General features: G+C 39.2%; 16 protein-coding genes. 8 read left to right on the top strand and 8 right to left on the bottom strand.

The features are described from left to right. Nucleotides 1-50 precede the first annotated feature (50 nt). Nucleotides 51-1331, top strand: coding sequence for a molybdopterin molybdotransferase MoeA (locus B9T62_RS14210; protein ID WP_087915856.1), 1281 nt, complete (start codon nt 51-53; stop codon nt 1329-1331). Nucleotides 1332-2055: 724 nt separating this feature from the next. Here the strand turns inward: B9T62_RS14210 and xerS are convergent. Further along, a complete protein-coding gene (gene xerS, locus B9T62_RS14205; protein WP_087915855.1) occupies nt 2056-3138 on the bottom strand; it encodes a tyrosine recombinase XerS in 1083 nt (360 codons plus the stop codon). Between the two features lie 260 nt (nt 3139-3398). Between xerS and B9T62_RS14200 the strand changes: the two genes are divergently transcribed. The 3 genes from B9T62_RS14200 to B9T62_RS14190 all read left to right on the top strand — a co-directional run bounded on the left by B9T62_RS14200 (nt 3399) and on the right by B9T62_RS14190 (nt 6405). After that, nucleotides 3399-4031, top strand: a complete 633-nt coding sequence (locus B9T62_RS14200) for a spore coat protein (RefSeq protein ID WP_087915854.1) — start codon at nt 3399-3401, stop codon at nt 4029-4031. A 243-nt stretch (nt 4032-4274) separates the two neighbouring features. Further along, entirely contained in the window at nt 4275-5411 is a 1137-nt protein-coding gene (locus B9T62_RS14195) for a TolB-like translocation protein (RefSeq protein WP_087915853.1), read from the top strand. Nucleotides 5412-6018: 607 nt separating this feature from the next. Further along, the gene (locus B9T62_RS14190) at nt 6019-6405 is read left to right on the top strand and encodes a hypothetical protein (protein WP_087915852.1); all 387 of its coding nucleotides are present in this window, start codon (nt 6019-6021) and stop codon (nt 6403-6405) included. Between the two features lie 141 nt (nt 6406-6546). Here B9T62_RS14190 and B9T62_RS14185 read toward each other — a convergent pair whose 3' ends face one another. Both B9T62_RS14185 and B9T62_RS14180 read right to left on the bottom strand, forming a co-directional pair. Beyond that, a complete protein-coding gene (locus tag B9T62_RS14185; RefSeq protein WP_157685610.1) occupies nt 6547-7068 on the bottom strand; it encodes a helix-turn-helix domain-containing protein in 522 nt (173 codons plus the stop codon). 178 nt (nt 7069-7246) lie between these two features. Next, entirely contained in the window at nt 7247-7834 is a 588-nt protein-coding gene (locus B9T62_RS14180) for a helix-turn-helix domain-containing protein (RefSeq protein ID WP_087915850.1), read from the bottom strand. Nucleotides 7835-8411: 577 nt separating this feature from the next. Here B9T62_RS14180 and B9T62_RS14175 point away from each other — a divergent pair. Both B9T62_RS14175 and B9T62_RS14170 read left to right on the top strand, forming a co-directional pair. Further along, nucleotides 8412-8978 carry a hypothetical protein gene (locus B9T62_RS14175; protein ID WP_087915849.1) on the top strand — a complete coding sequence of 189 codons (567 nt, stop codon included), beginning with the start codon at nt 8412-8414 and terminating at the stop codon, nt 8976-8978. A gap of 257 nt (nt 8979-9235) precedes the next feature. Next, on the top strand, nt 9236-10054 hold the full coding sequence (locus tag B9T62_RS14170) for an SHOCT domain-containing protein (protein WP_087915848.1): 819 nt from the start codon (nt 9236-9238) through the stop codon (nt 10052-10054). Nucleotides 10055-10194: 140 nt separating this feature from the next. On the opposite strand, the gene B9T62_RS14165 is transcribed toward B9T62_RS14170, so the two are convergent. Further along, complete coding sequence (locus tag B9T62_RS14165) at nt 10195-10431, bottom strand: helix-turn-helix domain-containing protein (RefSeq protein ID WP_087915847.1); 237 nt, start codon at nt 10429-10431, stop codon at nt 10195-10197. Between the two features lies 1 nt (nt 10432). Continuing rightward, on the bottom strand, nt 10433-10669 hold the full coding sequence (locus B9T62_RS14160; RefSeq protein WP_087915846.1) for a helix-turn-helix transcriptional regulator: 237 nt from the start codon (nt 10667-10669) through the stop codon (nt 10433-10435). 145 nt (nt 10670-10814) lie between these two features. Between B9T62_RS14160 and B9T62_RS14155 the strand changes: the two genes are divergently transcribed. Further along, nucleotides 10815-11264 carry a hypothetical protein gene (locus B9T62_RS14155; protein ID WP_087915845.1) on the top strand — a complete coding sequence of 150 codons (450 nt, stop codon included), beginning with the start codon at nt 10815-10817 and terminating at the stop codon, nt 11262-11264. 370 nt (nt 11265-11634) lie between these two features. Here B9T62_RS14155 and B9T62_RS39075 read toward each other — a convergent pair whose 3' ends face one another. Together B9T62_RS39075 and B9T62_RS14150 are read right to left on the bottom strand one after the other, a co-directional pair. After that, complete coding sequence (locus B9T62_RS39075) at nt 11635-11787, bottom strand: hypothetical protein (RefSeq protein ID WP_157685609.1); 153 nt, start codon at nt 11785-11787, stop codon at nt 11635-11637. Between the two features lie 88 nt (nt 11788-11875). After that, the gene (locus tag B9T62_RS14150) at nt 11876-12358 is read right to left on the bottom strand and encodes a hypothetical protein (protein ID WP_087915844.1); all 483 of its coding nucleotides are present in this window, start codon (nt 12356-12358) and stop codon (nt 11876-11878) included. 1448 nt (nt 12359-13806) lie between these two features. Between B9T62_RS14150 and B9T62_RS14145 the strand changes: the two genes are divergently transcribed. Next, complete coding sequence (locus B9T62_RS14145; RefSeq protein WP_087915843.1) at nt 13807-14124, top strand: hypothetical protein; 318 nt, start codon at nt 13807-13809, stop codon at nt 14122-14124. 168 nt (nt 14125-14292) lie between these two features. Here the strand turns inward: B9T62_RS14145 and B9T62_RS14140 are convergent, their stop codons facing one another. After that, nucleotides 14293-15342 carry a tyrosine-type recombinase/integrase gene (locus B9T62_RS14140; RefSeq protein ID WP_087915842.1) on the bottom strand — a complete coding sequence of 350 codons (1050 nt, stop codon included), beginning with the start codon at nt 15340-15342 and terminating at the stop codon, nt 14293-14295. Nucleotides 15343-15360: the final 18 nt, after the last annotated feature.

Raw genomic sequence — 15360 nt, 5'->3', positions numbered from 1 at the left:
AATACCTGTTGAAAGACAAGAACAGCAGCTAAGAAGCGGAGGCATGAACCATGAGCGACGAGAAGGAGTGGCAAGAGACTAAATTTCAGCGCAAAGCGCTTCAGGTTACAGATGCCCAGGCCCGATTAATGGCCCAGGCCAAGCGCCTGGAACCCCAGTCAGTACCGCTGATGGAGAGCTGCGGGCGATATTTGGCTGAGGACATTAACGCGCCGCATCCTTTTCCGGCATTTAACCGGTCAGCGATGGATGGTTATGCGTTGATTGCAGCAGACACTGCCGAATGCAGCGGCGGGAGCGTAGTATGGCTGGAGGTAATAGACAATATTCCATGCGGAGCCGTGCCTTCACAGGTGATAGGCAGCGGACAGGCTGCCCGGATTATGACGGGGGCGCAGGTCCCGGAAGGCGCAGACACTGTCATTATGCTGGAGGTCACCGAAACCCGTCAGACAGATGGCCTGACTTATGTAGGTATCCGCAAGCCTCAGAAGTCAGGCAATAGTATTACACCGCTTGGTCTGGAGCTGAGACAGGGCGATGATCTGCTTCCTAAAGGACGGCTGATCTCCGCCGGAGAAATTGCCGTACTTGCGGCTTTTGGAGTCCATAGCGTTCAAGTGTATAGACGTCCGAAAGTGGCGATTGTTGCCACTGGAACTGAGCTGCTGGAGGTGCACGAACCACTGCAGCCCGGCAAAATCCGCAACAGCAATTCCCCAATGCTGGAAGTGCTCGTCCGGGAAGCCGGCGGCGAGCCGGTGATGCTTGATGCAATCGTCGACGATCTGGAGCTGGCCCGCAGCCGGGTGCAGATGGCGCTGGACGCCTATGATCTGGTAATTACAACAGGCGGAGTCTCGGTTGGAGATTATGATATTATGGGCGATCTGGTACGGGAGCATAGCGTAGAGATGCTGTTCAACAAGGTTAGTATGCGTCCGGGCAGTGTAACTACAGCCGCCTTGCGCGGCGGCAAGCTGCTGCTGGCTCTGTCTGGCAATCCGGGTGCTTGTTTTGTTGGCTTTCAGCTGTTTGGCGGACCGGTGGTTAAAGAGATGCAGGGAGCGGAGCAACCGTATTTGCCGCAATGGACGGCCAGGCTGGGCAGCGATTATAACAAGGTGAACAATTACACCCGGTTCGTGCGGGCGAAGCTTGTAATCAAGGACGGCAGCGTGTGGGCATTCCCGGCCGATATTGATGAATCCTCAGTAACCGTAACGATCAAAGACAGCGATTGTCTGATCGTGGTGCCGCCGGAGGAGAAGGGGCTTGCAGCGGGAGCGAGGATTCAGGTAATCAAGCTCCCGGGTGAAATTCGCGGCTGATGACCAGGGAGCACAGTCAGACAGCCTATTGAGCGGACGGAGCATAGTTGAGGCGCAGCAGAACATCGCAACAGCGATCACGTTATTTGCTGTGGCAATGATCTTATTATCTAAAAAATCAACATATGAAAAATTCACAAAAGTGAATTAGTTGCGAATACGGTTACTACTTAGGTCCTGCTGAGGATGTAGAATGCTACAATAGAGCATTGTGAGAAAATTAAATGCGAAAGTGCATCTAATTTGAGCTGGAATTCCAGATATCGGTCAAATAAGTGCGAATCTGCAACTATTTTTGAGGAAAATGATTGTTTAACGCTCAGAATTCGAAATTAGATGCGTTTTCGCACTTATTTGCTCTAAAACGGAAAAAAACGTCTAATTAGATGCAGATTCGCAACTAATTCGGTGGATTGAACTGATGTGGCAATCAGACGCTTAGTCTTTGATGCTCCTATCCTACGCGGTCCTAAGCAGTAACCGAATACGCATCTAATTTGTTTTTTTGAGCTTAATAGGCTTGATTTACTCGAAATTAGTTACAGAATCGCACGTAATCACCCGATATTTGATGATCCAGCAACATTTTTTAGTTGCACTTTAGCATTTATTTACTCTGAAAGTTCCGAACCGCATTTTAAATCTCGCTGAACCTCCGCACTAAGTACTTTCGCAGCTACATGTGTTCAGCGCACTAATCTAAGTAAACTATAAAGTCCTGTTATCAGCTTTCCGCACGCCGCTCAATGGCCTCAGACATTGTTTTGTCGGTCAGATGGGCGTAGATCTCTGTGGTTTCTGTAGAGGCATGGCCCAGCTGCTCTTTGGTCTTGTAGATATCATTCTGCAGGTAATAATCGGTAGCGAAGGAATGCCGCAGCTTGTGAACGGTCAGAAAAGGTTTGCCAAAACGTTTGGCGTATTTCATGATCATCTCCTGAATCGCCCGCTTGGTCATTCGTTTGCCTTCCTGCTGCCCATTGGGCAGGGCGATAAAGAGCGCTTTTTCCCGTTTGGGCGTATTATAACGCGATTGGCGAAACACAAGGTACTGGGACAGGTCGTCCTTGGCCTGCTCCCGGAAGTAGACCGGGGTTTTGAATGTCTCATCGTTGTTGCCTTTGCGGGTGACATAGAGCAGCTTGTTGTTCACATCCAGATCATCCACATTGAGATTCACAACCTCGGATACACGCAGACCGGAGTTGAGGATCAGACTGGCGATGCAGGCATCTCGCTCACGGTTCAGCAGATGAGCATAATGGGCCTGCTTATTGGCGGCAACATCGATCCCATAGCCCTCATAGATGTAGCCCACGAACTCCAGCAGCTCTTCGTCCTCAAGAATTTTACCCTTCAGCTTGGCTGCGGTATCCTTGGGTTTATGGGCCCGTTTAACCTCCACTTTGGCCATAATATTGCGCTTCAGCAGCGGATAAAAGTTCTCGTCTTCGGCAATCTGGCTCAAATAGTGGAAGAGGGAGCGCAGAGCCGACAGCTTGCGGGATACGGTGACACGGGTGTTAGTCTGCACGGCGCGCGTGGTCAAATGCAGCCTGTAGCCGACGATACTGTCCATGTGCAGCGTTTCCAGCTCCAGCAGCGTTATTGCGGTGTTGTCCGTGGCAACGGACAGTCCTTCTCCGCGCAGCCAGCCGAAAAAGGATTCGTAATCCCGAATATACTCCAGCAAGGTGGAGGGGGAGAGGTCAGGGCGCTTGTAATCGATAAATTGCTGCACAAACCAGGGCATCTGGGGCAGTTTCAGATCCAGATGTTTACGGTCGTTGGTCTTTTGGATGCTCATGGAGGTTCACCTTTTTCATTATTTGCTGTTCCTTCTTTGTCCTATCTTACCATGTTTTATGCCCCATCACCCAACAGCGGGGTCTTGGATGCCCGCTTTGCTCCAGAAGAGACTAAGTTATATGATGTGACAAGCGGTTCGATATCTATCCGGTATTTCAATACATTAATAGTTAATTACATGAAATAGTGTATAAAGGGACTCGAAACTAGTCATATTAGGGTAGTTACCTTATCCCCGAATTTAAAGGAGGCATTCCCATGCAGCAGCAATCGCAATTCGGTATTCAGCAACGAAACGGGCAGCAGTTGAATCATGGCGGACACGAGCTTTTTGACGCACATGAGGTGTTAACCTGCCAGATTAATGTGTTGGACCAATTTATGATTTCTCGGCAGTATGTAAAGGATCAGGAGCTGTTGAATATTCTTGACCGCCAGTACGAGTTTATGCTGTCCCATTACAATCTGACCTGTGAAAGCTTCGCTACAGGACAAAAGCCTAGCCAGGAAACTTCAACCTATCTGATTCCGAATATGACCCAGCCAGTCTACGGAATCAAGCCGTCGCCGCCCAAAAAACCGAATCAGTCGCTGGCTGATGTAAAGGATGCGGGAATCAGCGGTCATATGCTCGGGCTGATCAAGACACATGCCTCGCTGCTGACGATGGCTTCCGTTGAAATGACCAACCCGGTTCTGCGCCGCGTGCTTGCTTCCCAGGTCCAGAATTTTATCGAGATGGCTTATGAAATCTTTCTTTACCAGAACAAGCATGCGTATTATCAAGTTCCGCAGCTTGCCTCTGCAGATGCCCTGCAAATGCTGAATGCGTACGTTCCGTCAACGGGAACTCCGCAAATGCCAGGGACGGGCGCACCTGCCATTCACTAATAAGAGCACAAAAAGAACCCGGTTTCGTCTGATCACAGACATGCCGGGTTTTTTGATATTATAAAATGTATAAGTTTTCGGATACATAAGCTTACAAAATAAATAATATGTTAACTGAATTTAAACACAACAACATCCGCCTTGATACAACGATTACTTCTTATGTTAAAAAAACATTATATGAAAAATTCACAATAGAGAACCCAAAATCTGCATTTACCGCCAACGAAAATAAACCACATATTGTCTCATCTAGTCACACAAATTCAGGACAAACGGAACCCCTACCCGACTCCGTCAGCGGATGGAGCTTATATTGCTTACGTCAAAACGCAGGGTTCGCCGGCACTGGAGGATTTATGGATCGCTGACGCCGATTTTTCCACCCGGCAGAAAATTACCCATAACAAGCTGGACCAGGCTTGGGACAGCAAGACGGGTAAGATGCTGGAAGGCCGGCTCCAGCCGCAATATATATTCGAAGAGCCTGTATGGAGCAGTGACGGCAGCCGTTTGTTTGCCTACAAAATCACCCGCACCAACGAGGTCTCCAAACACCTGATGCAGTTTGAAGTCAGTAAACAGACAGCAACGGCCGAGGAAATTGTCGGACAATCGATTAAGGCCCTGATCTATCGGGACGAGAGCTATGCGCACAGCTTTTTCAGCTATGATCCCGGATATTTGAAAGGAACGAGTCCGCGACAGGTCGGCTACCGCATGGTTGGCAGCAAGGTGGTGGAGGAGGGAAAAACTATCGTGGACGCGGAGACGTATCTGTCTTATTTTGATCCGTATTATCGGGTGGAAACTACCCGCTACTGGTTAAGCGAAGGGGAATCCGGTTACCGGATTGACAACATGGAGTCGTTACAGAACCGGGAAGTCATGGCCACGCTGGCAGGGGATGTTGTGTCTGTGCTGGATGATGAGAAGTCGCCACCTATCTTCACTTTTGCAGCCATTCCGGCAGTCTCTGGCTGGAGCAACGAAAAAATATACAGCATGGCTTATCAGGAACACACGCGAACCTTATTCTTTACGTTAAGTCGTACGGCCGGTACAGAGCGGACCCTGTTCCTGATGAAATATGATGGGGATACCCAGGTTTTTTCACAAATTTCCAAACTTGAGGGTGCAGCCGATACGTCGCTTTTGATTGTCGACAACAAAGGGAAGTATGCAGCGGCCGAGGCAATGGTGAACGGTAAAGAGGATGTAATCGTAATTGGGCTGAAGGAAAGGGATCAAAGGTTGCTTAGCGGGCAAATTACCGGCGAACCGGTGGAAGAGGTACACACCCGGTTCTGGAACCAAGAAACACTGACGTATTATGCCCATATGAGTGGCAGAGATGTTTATTTGAATTTGACCCTATAGGGAAAATGAAATAAACGAAAAAGCCTGTCCAGACCGCGTATTGTTCAAAAAGAGCGCTTCCCTGCCACCTTCCTTGCTCAGAGTAACGCAAAGTTATATGATGTGTGGTAACGGCAATATAGGGTACTTTTGGTCTTTTGAAAATGCTATGTAAATACTAAGAAAGCTTACTGTTACTGGGTTTTAGCTGATTTCTCAATTACTTTCTTTTACTGAATAATGACTAGAAAAGTGCTCTTTTGACTGCTTTTTGTGACCTATTTGTGATTTCTAAACCGAGCCAAAAGCATGTGACTATGCTGTTTTATTTTATCATTTTTCTAATCAATACTATGGTATAATTTACCTGAATAATCCTATATAATAGAAAGGTGATAACCAATACATGAGATTCAGAAAATCAGATTACCCTTTAATCGCTCTAGGAGTCGCTGTACTGGCTGCAACGTTTTATGGATTCGCATATAATGATGGAAACTTTAGATTCCTCTCTGACCCAGCAGTAAGCGCTGTAGAGGGATTATACAACATTATTACATCACTAAAACCGTCTATTGGTAACTGGTAAGTAAGAGAATGTGTTTTATTAATTAAAAGGGGATATATTATGAGGCGACAAATTACATGTTATGAGGGTGGAATAGTTACAGTTTGGAATGTTAAAGAGGTAGAAGGAATTGGCCCAATGCAGCCATTTGAAACTACTGTTAATGTTATGAATGTGGGAGAAGGTAATGCACTAATATTCTTTTTTAGCATTGAGGTAGAAGGGGAAGTAAAACCAAGAGAATTTTCGGTCAACTTTAGTAAAGTTAATCATGAAAAATCTTTAGCAGCAATAGCGAATGGAGCTACAATTAACTTTAGCTCTTTAGATGTACCTAGACAAGAGGATATGATTTTTGCAGAACTCCAACTATATATGATTAAGGGTGGAGTAGGTTGTTTGTTACCAAATGAAACTATTCAAGATGCGATAAAGATGTTTACATAAAAGTGAGAAAGCGACCTTAAGATTTGGGGTCGCTTTTATTTTTCTCTTTTACCAATGTTTCAAGTTTCTTTACAACATCTAGTATTTATTCTTCTTCATTTTGTGAATCGCTTTTAATACTAAATCTTTTCGCAGTTATATTTAATGTTCATCTGGGATCGGAAATACAGCATTTTGAATTTCCTCAATTGCTGCAAGTTCCTCAAATACATTCGAAGCTGTCATTGGTATTTGCTCAAGTGCATAAGTTAGGAGCCTGTCTTTGACTTGATCTCTACGCAATTTCCAACCCTTTATATAATCCAGAGAGCTTTTCTCCTTTAAATCTAAATCAACCTTTACATTCTCATTGGATAGATCGTGTGAATGCAGACGTACCTCAGCTAAGTCGTACTGAGCAAAGACAACATTTGAGAATGCTTGTTTATATAGCATTAATAAATTGTAACCGTGTTTATCAAAATCGGTTACGCCAATTAAAAAGTCAACACTTTCACCAAGTATTTCGGGTAATTTGGACAGTGTTTCTAAATTAGGTTCTCTTTGACCATTTTCGATTTTCCCGTATCCTTGTGGAGACATTCCAATCTTCTCCGCCATATCTTTCTGGCTAATATATTTTCTTTCTCTTGCCCATTTCAACCTCGCAGAAAAAATATCCAAAATGGTTCCTCCTACTATTGACATGCATCCAATATGGATATAAAATGAAAAAGAAATAAACGTTATGGACTTTTTTGACTGAATTAATACCCGTAAAGGATATTAAAATAATATCACATACGGGTATTGGGAGCAAATTGTATTTAACTAGAGATTCAATGACAACGGTATTCACCTCTTAATTAATGTCAGTTCCGTATCTCATGAGGAGTTCTATAAATTCTCTTCCCTTTTCGGTCAAATTTAATGAAATATCTGATGGACCATTTGTTATCTCAGCTAAGTGATGCTCGCTAAGATGATATCTTATATTGAATAAAGATTTTTCTTTAGGAGTGAGATCTTTTATCGGTAGCCAAAAAACAAGACTTCTGAGAAGGTCATCTGCGAATATGTACATCAACTTTAGCACACTAACAGTCGTCTTATCATAACCAGGAATTGAAGTGAAAATTGTAGTGTTAACAAGAATTGTTCTTAGTGAATCGAAGTATTCTTTTGTGATAATACCATTGAAGTCAGGATTGAACATCGAATCATTTTCATATTCTATGATGTCCTGAATCTGAAAGGCGTAGTTAAGCCTTTTATTTGAGGCCAGATCGTTCATTGCTGTAAGCAGTTTTTCGAGGGTTTCAAGTTCAATACGCTTAGTAGTTCCCTTAACAAGATCATTAATGGTATTAGGGCGTATATCAGCCATTATAGCCAGTTTATTCATTGATACATCAAGCTTTTTTATAGAAGATTCTAAATTAAATTTCATATTGCATTTATCTCCTTGCTCAAAGTCATTCTTTAGTACTTATATTAACATTTGCGATTGATTACTGCAATGTACTCAACTTAAAAAGATTTAAATTTTTAGGTTGACATATACTTTCAGTAGTTGTACCATAACTTTAGGAGTTGTGAAATAACAATAACAGATCTTGTAGGTAATTCAAAAGTAATTTTGAGAAAAATAAGAGAAGGACAGTAAAGTGTTTGACAAAATAATATAAAGGGTGCTATAATGCGTAACCCCCATAAAGGAGTGAATAAATTTAGAAACAAATTAATTTATAGAATGTTGGGCGAAAGTTGATTGAAATGTTACATTAGAGAATGAAGAAGCAAGAAATCTTATTCATAAAAGGATTCACCTAACAACGATAATTGCATACATCTAAGAATATTCAACACAATAACTCTTAATTCGACATTATTACCAGTATAAATCGACATTTCGTCAATTTAGTGAAAAATTGAAGTAAGTACCAATTTGGAAAAATATACGTGTCATTGCTAGGGACAATTTACTATATTAATAGAGCCAAATGGCCTACAAAGGAGACACACACATGATCGATTTAGTCAAAACAAATTCACCCGTCCTGCAATTTATCTCTAATTTTGTTCCTGATAATGATTTCTCTTCATTCTCTCCCGAATTGCCTGAAATCACCTTGTATTACGCTGCTGTCGCTACAGACAGGCTCTCTGGCAAAGGTAACGTAATTTATGATGAATACATATTCCAGACTGAACAAGAGGCCACAGATTCAGGTTTAGAGTATGGAATTGCTACATGGGCAGATATTAACATGTTTTCCGATTGCGGTTACACTTATTCAGATGTAATTGTCTGTACTCCTCAAGGCAGATTTGTGTTTCATGAAATTTATATGAACGAAGAGGAAAGAGAGTGGGACACTCCATCTAAATGTGTATATCGCGCTCATGGCGCTCCAGCAGTGTTTAGCGAACGAGTAGAGGAATACTTGGATTTGAACTACAATGACGGAGCAAGGCTGCTTAACTTGTCCTGTGATAACCGTAATGGACAAGCAGTATATACTGCAACGTTGTCGAGTGTTACAGATGGTACTTTTAGTATCAATAATCTAGGAGAGTTTCTACATCATTAATTCGTCTAACAACTTGAATGATCACTTTATTAAACCGCCTGACGAGTGCTGGATGAAAACTACTTGAAACATTACCGCTGTGATAGCGTGGGTGTCGCGGATATCCGCATAACATGCAGCAAACTAGGACTTCATTTAATATAGATGATTTGATGTGTACTTTGATAAGTATCTCATACCATATATTGTTTTTCATTATATACCTATTTTGTGGATAATGATAAAATGATGGAAAAACATGGTATGGGGGAATAGTAATGCGTCTTATTGGTTGTTTGTTTATGTTCATATTATTTATTGTGGTTATTTCAGCTTTTGGATCTTCTGTCGGAGCAGGAATAACGACAATAATAATAATTGGTCTGCTGGGTGGAGTGTTGTATTATATCGCTGATAGGGTCGAAAAGAAGGGCTTAAGAGCAGGGGAAGATAAAAGGGAACATCTTGATCATGTATTAGAAAGATTACACTCATTTAATCCAAGTCAAAAAATTTATACACCTGATAATGAAATGATATTTTCTTATGATGAAAATAGGAAACAAATCAATTTTACAAATAGTAGATATAATACAGTCTATGAATTTAAAGATATTATTCAATCTGAAATCATATTAAATGAAGTCTCAGTAAGCAAGACAGATAGAGGAAGCCAACTAGGTGGAGCTTTAATAGGAGGGGTATTATTAGGAGGGGTTGGAGCTGCGATAGGTGGCTTATCAGGTGATATAAAAATTGAAGGAAAAGTGAAAAAGATTCAATTAAAGATAACTGTGAATGACATTCAAAATCCAAATTACTATGTACTCTTTTTTGACAGTATGACGGAAATAGATAAAAATGATCCTGTTGTTAAGGAGGCCGTTGAACAAATAACAAAATGGAATAGTGTTATAAATATTTTTATAAAACGATACAACGAAGAAAAAGTATTAGAGAATCATATATTAGATCAGCCTTCAAGTCATAATAGTTCAATAGCTGATGAACTTTTAAAACTTTCCAATCTGCTGAAGGAAGAGATTATAACAAAAGAGGAATTCGATAAAGAAAAGTCAAAACTGCTGAATAATTAAAATTAATGCCATCTCGCCTATTATGCATTTAAGCTGAGGAGCGATTGAAGTAGTTTCAGAAATCATATTGTTATTTTAGTTTGATGTTATTAAATAAGGGTGTAGTTTCAACCGACACCATCAATTTAGAAGAGGACCCTTCAATTATCGGGGTCCTCTTTATTTGTTTCTTCTATCGTAAACAGATCTTCAATTTTGAGATTCAGCGATTCGGCAATTGAATATAGATTCGATATGTCATAATGCCCCTTGTCTGGTCCATCAAACCTAGATATATAAGGCTGTGGTATTTCAGCTTTGATTGCTATGTGCAATTGCTTTATGCCACGTTCTTTTAATATTTTTGATAACTTTGGTGTAAGTTTATATTTTGCCATATTAAACCCCTTTAGAATCCTCTTTGGTGTCTGTAACTTCTTCAACAATAAACAATTCATCAACCATCACACCTAAAGCTTTAGCAACGCCGAATAGTAAAACTGTTCTATGTTGTTTGCTATTATCGAACGAATTTATTGTTTTTTGCGAAAAACCAAACTTTTCTGCGAATGAGGCTTGACTGGTGTAGCCCTTTTCTTTAAGTAGTTCATTTAATCGCGGAGTGACCTTTAACATAATAAATTATCCCCCTGTATCAATCTAATCTCATTATAAAACAAAATAGATAAAGTATCAAGAAACTAGTTGCAAGTGACTAGTGACTATGGTATTATTAAATCAAGAAGTAAGGAACACAACAAACCAAAGGGAGACGATAACAATGAAAAAAACTAATCAAGTAATCATGGCTGAGGTTTTGGAAGCAGTAAAAACAAAGTTCAATGTGAAGGCTAGAGCAAACACCGAAACATTTAGAAAAGAAGTAACGGTTAACATCACAATATTAGACATTCCTAGTTCCGTAGAAAAGATTATCTATCGGTGGGCAAATGAACAGGGTTTCGGCTTATACATACATATACGTGCAGATGTGACTTCGACCTATCAAGCCAGAATTAATACTGTATGTGCTGCTGCAAATGCTCAATGGAGAATGGAAAGTGACATGTTATACCTTATAGGTGTTGGTTGTAAACAAGTGATCTGTTATAACGGAGTGGATCAAGATCAAGCATCTGAAGCGCTTTGGTTAGAAGATCAAACAGGAATCAAGGCCGAAATTGAAGCGGTGTTTGTAAGTAAAGTGGTGGAAGAATTGCAATATGCTTAATTATAAAATATAAACCCTCCACTGTATATGTGGAGGAAATGAGAATAGAAGGGAAGAGACTAGAAATGAAAATAATCAAATTAATCAAACGTGACGGTTCAGTATTGTTAAAAACTACTGGTGATAATATGAAGGTTATCGAATTGTGTACTTGCTGTAAAACAGATACGATTTCATATTTCGGTAAAACGGTAGAAATACGGGTGTCTATATGATAAATATAGTTAATAAACATAATGTTACGATGTTTGTGTGCTGCATTGTGTGGTTGTGGGTTGTGGTTCGCTGGGTAGTATAAATAAACATAGTGCGAATGAATAAAAGGGCTAATCATCAATTTGATTAAGCCCTTTTTTGCTGTCGAATAGTATCATAGTTTCTTTAATTCATAAAACAAATCAATATGGGCTTTTGCTTCCTCTAAAGTATCATGTCCTTTTTCTGGTTCGTAGTCTTCAATAGTGGGATCATAAATAAACCACTTTTCATTTTCATTTTTTATTATAAATTTCCTATAATTCATTTTAATGCCTCGCTTTGTTACATCTTGTAACAGTCACTAATTGTGATAGACCAGCTAATTCTAATGTTCTCATGATAACTATTGTTTGTTAGTGAGTTTCTAGTTGGGTGGAGTAAGTTGAACTTACATCATTTGACTGATTCAAAGCATAGACAATTTGATTAAGTAAGTATTTGATTTTAAAGGTTGTCTTTTCGTCAACCGAATTATGTTTCTCTTGCGTCTCATAATGATGTAATGTAACAGGAATAATAATATCGGTAATGATACATATAATTGTGCTAATGGCGTTTGTGGAATCGTCTGAGACATCCATAAATGTGCTATCTGTCTTAATCCATTGATTAGTTTTGAACGTGTTTAATAAGTCGCTAACAGGCTTGCATAGGCTCTGAGCTAGGTGAGTAGATGGATATAGGATGGTAGGTATAATTGCTTCTATGGTTGTTATACTGTCTATGATGCCCTCGATTGGGACAGCCTCATCTATTAATGGATCATGTCTTGTTACATGGATAGGATCATGGGTAACTGATTGTAGGTCATTCATTAACTGGGTGATTGTCTTCATGTTTACACATCCCTTTAATAGGCTAACGGTATTGTGTCACTGTTGTACATAGCATACAACAACAACTATAGGCATATACATCATAATTCACATGGCTGCAAACTATGGTCAACTGGTTAGCGTTTGAGCTGTCTTAGACTGGCTATGATGAGACATCCACTAGCCAGTGATATTAACACTACTGCCCATGTATAGTTGCGTACTGGATAGACTACGGCGAGTAAGAGGACAGACAGGATTAGATTAATTGTTGCGTTGCCAAATAGTTTCATGAATTATACTCCTTTCCCGTTGCATATAGTCAACGATTATGTTATATAATATGGATAGGGATGTAAGAGGAACCCTAGTGGATTCCCCTTACAAAGTTGCTTGCTTAACGCTTATGACGCTTACTTCTTGGTGGGAGTGGAGCGTCATTTGTGCGTTCGGCGGTGTCATTTCGCCTATCCTTTTCTTTAGTGTAACGGAAAACTCTTACAGCTACGACAAGGTTTAAGGCTGGTATGACGTAAGGCGCTAATAGTGCTATGTATTCAAGCATTGGCTTTCACCGCCTTTCCTGCTTGTCTACCTTACCTCTTTATTATAACATAGATAGTTCTAACATTATATATGTTTACGATATAAATTGTGAACGAAATGTGAATATAATAGATATGAGTGGTGAATGAATGGAGAAAGATGCGTAAATGCGTTATTTATAGGTTATAAGATACGTTTAAAAGTAAATATAATAGAATAAGGACATAATGATGACGTAATAAAGTAAAATATAGTATATAATGACTAATATAAGTCATAAACTTCGCGCTATTGTTAATGTAGGATCGAATCGAATTTTTATGACCTCATGTGAGATTCTATATGATGAAAAATTTAAAAAATAATATATTATTCGCAATTTATAAATTATATATTACAAAGAATCACACTATTATTGTTTTGTCAATATACCTAAATGCTATACAAGTATAGTTATGTAGCAGTTAGAAAATAAAATATAGGTGGTGGGGGGTACTTTAAATCATAAATACTGTAAAAAATGGAATATAATCCTGCATCACTTCCACTCCGCGACTATCTCTCATTATTCAAATCCTCTGCGATTTACCACCTTTTTTATCCTGTTTTGTATCGTAACTTGTATCGTAGAAACCCTGTTATATCAACGTTTTCACCTCAAATTTATGATCAATTTCACTCTATTTTTACTATAATTCACCTATTTCCAACTCAAAACACACAATAAACCCTTATTCCATGCACATTTTAACGATACAACTATATATATTTATTTCCAAACAACAAAAAATCCCTTTGTTTATAAGGGATTAGTTCCATTCTATATCATATTTACGATACAATTATTTATATATTTATCGCTAGATAATTCTCACGGCTGAACTAGCAGTCAGCGCGGAGTTGGTAATGTAAATGCCTTGAAGATGGCTAAGTGTGCTGTTGAATTGGAAAGGATATATAGAATTGAACATGGTGGAGACAGAGGAAATCAATACGAAAAAAAAGAGGCAAGTTCTAATTATTCAAACTTGGCAAAAACACAAGAGGATATTGCCAATGATTTAGGCATATCAGTTTCGCAGCTTCACAATTACAAAAAACTCTTGACACTGATACCAGAATTACAAGATATGGTTGAAGATAAAAAGGTGAAGTCTACTGTGGCCTACAACATTTTCTGTAAACTAAAAATAGAAGAACAGCAAGACTATTTGATCGCTTGGGTGAGACTGGATTTGTGAAGTTTGGGTTGAACCTCACAAATGTTTGTTCTTTATATATGCGATGAGGCTCATGGACATTTTTGTCCACATTGACTTTCTAACTTAAAAGTTAATAAGTATTTCGTTACAAAACGAATAAGTATTCCCCTTCATAGGGGGAAACTAGGTTTAACCGAGTTTAAAAATTTAAAAGTCGTGATTCACGACATTAGATTCTTCAATCATACCTTCAGCATGTTTCTTTAAACTCAATAACGTTCCGATATCCAGATCACTAACTAAATGTATCAATTGTTCCTTAGTTAATTCTTCAAAAATAGAGAAATCAACTTTTTCGTCTATTCTTAAACTAATACTATTGCTTAAATCCTTATTCTTATGACGGTAACTTTTTTCAGTTACAACAATAGAAGAGTGGTTATAATGTTGTTTTGCTTCTTCCAATGTACCAAACATAGATGCTACGTTCCTAAAACTGTGAAACACCACGTTCCGTTCTTTAGATATCTGAAGTTTATCCTTTAAATAGTTCATCATGTCTTGGATTGTTCTAGTACTCAAATGGAATATCTTATTATCTGAGTATCTTTGGTAATAATTTTGTTCTTTTATCTTAAGCAACTCTTCATATAAAGCATTAGAGATGGACATCTCATGTTTCTTTCCACCTTTGCCAATCGTGGTGACAACATAGTAATTGCCTGAGCTATGTCTAATTATATCATCCCATGTTAATGCAAGTAGGCTGGCTTTTCTGAAACTTATTGTGTAAGCAAGTCTAATCAACGAGGATTTCTCTTGTCCCTTAACTGTATTCATAATAACATGAGCCATTTCCTCAGCTTCATGAATATATAAAGCTCCACAAGACTCTGTATCATCAGGTAGGGGTTTAATTCTTGTTACGGCAGCGTTAACGTCATATTCATTCATCTCAAAAAAACTATATAAACTTTGAATGGCAGCGACATTATTATTGATTGATGTATTTGTATATTCTGCTTCATGCTTTTGTAGTAAAGCTTTGTATTTTAAGATATCTGCATTTCGAATATGTATGTCTGATGCTGTTAATTCACTCAATTCTTTGTTTGCATGAAACATAAAAAAATGCTCAATACTTCTAATGTAATTATTTTGTGTATTTTTACTATTGAACTGTCCAATAAAGGTTTGAATATCCTCCCATACTGAACCAACTTGTAAACCAACTAAGTTATTAGTTACTGCTTCCATCTTCAAACACTCCTTTCA

Source organism: Paenibacillus donghaensis, from assembly GCF_002192415.1.
In the GTDB taxonomy this organism is placed as follows: Bacteria; Bacillota; Bacilli; order Paenibacillales; family Paenibacillaceae; genus Paenibacillus_AQ; species Paenibacillus_AQ donghaensis.
The sequence above is the reverse complement of the archived record's forward strand: the minus strand, read 5'-3'. Positions and strand labels throughout refer to the sequence as shown.

Bases quoted from the DNA above. Each gene is read 5' to 3' on its own strand.
- B9T62_RS14210 (WP_087915856.1), top strand. From the start codon at position 51: ATGAGCGACGAGAAGGAGTGGCAAGAGACTAAATTTCAGCGCAAAGCG.
- xerS (WP_087915855.1), bottom strand. From the start codon at position 3,138: ATGAGCATCCAAAAGACCAACGACCGTAAACATCTGGATCTGAAACTG.
- B9T62_RS14200 (WP_087915854.1), top strand. From the start codon at position 3,399: ATGCAGCAGCAATCGCAATTCGGTATTCAGCAACGAAACGGGCAGCAG.
- B9T62_RS14190 (WP_087915852.1), top strand. From the start codon at position 6,019: ATGAGGCGACAAATTACATGTTATGAGGGTGGAATAGTTACAGTTTGG.
- B9T62_RS14180 (WP_087915850.1), bottom strand. From the start codon at position 7,834: ATGAAATTTAATTTAGAATCTTCTATAAAAAAGCTTGATGTATCAATG.
- B9T62_RS14175 (WP_087915849.1), top strand. From the start codon at position 8,412: ATGATCGATTTAGTCAAAACAAATTCACCCGTCCTGCAATTTATCTCT.
- B9T62_RS14170 (WP_087915848.1), top strand. From the start codon at position 9,236: ATGCGTCTTATTGGTTGTTTGTTTATGTTCATATTATTTATTGTGGTT.
- B9T62_RS14165 (WP_087915847.1), bottom strand. From the start codon at position 10,431: ATGGCAAAATATAAACTTACACCAAAGTTATCAAAAATATTAAAAGAA.
- B9T62_RS14160 (WP_087915846.1), bottom strand. From the start codon at position 10,669: ATGTTAAAGGTCACTCCGCGATTAAATGAACTACTTAAAGAAAAGGGC.
- B9T62_RS14155 (WP_087915845.1), top strand. From the start codon at position 10,815: ATGAAAAAAACTAATCAAGTAATCATGGCTGAGGTTTTGGAAGCAGTA.
- B9T62_RS39075 (WP_157685609.1), bottom strand. From the start codon at position 11,787: ATGAATTATAGGAAATTTATAATAAAAAATGAAAATGAAAAGTGGTTT.
- B9T62_RS14150 (WP_087915844.1), bottom strand. From the start codon at position 12,358: ATGAAGACAATCACCCAGTTAATGAATGACCTACAATCAGTTACCCAT.
- B9T62_RS14145 (WP_087915843.1), top strand. From the start codon at position 13,807: ATGGCTAAGTGTGCTGTTGAATTGGAAAGGATATATAGAATTGAACAT.
- B9T62_RS14140 (WP_087915842.1), bottom strand. From the start codon at position 15,342: ATGGAAGCAGTAACTAATAACTTAGTTGGTTTACAAGTTGGTTCAGTA.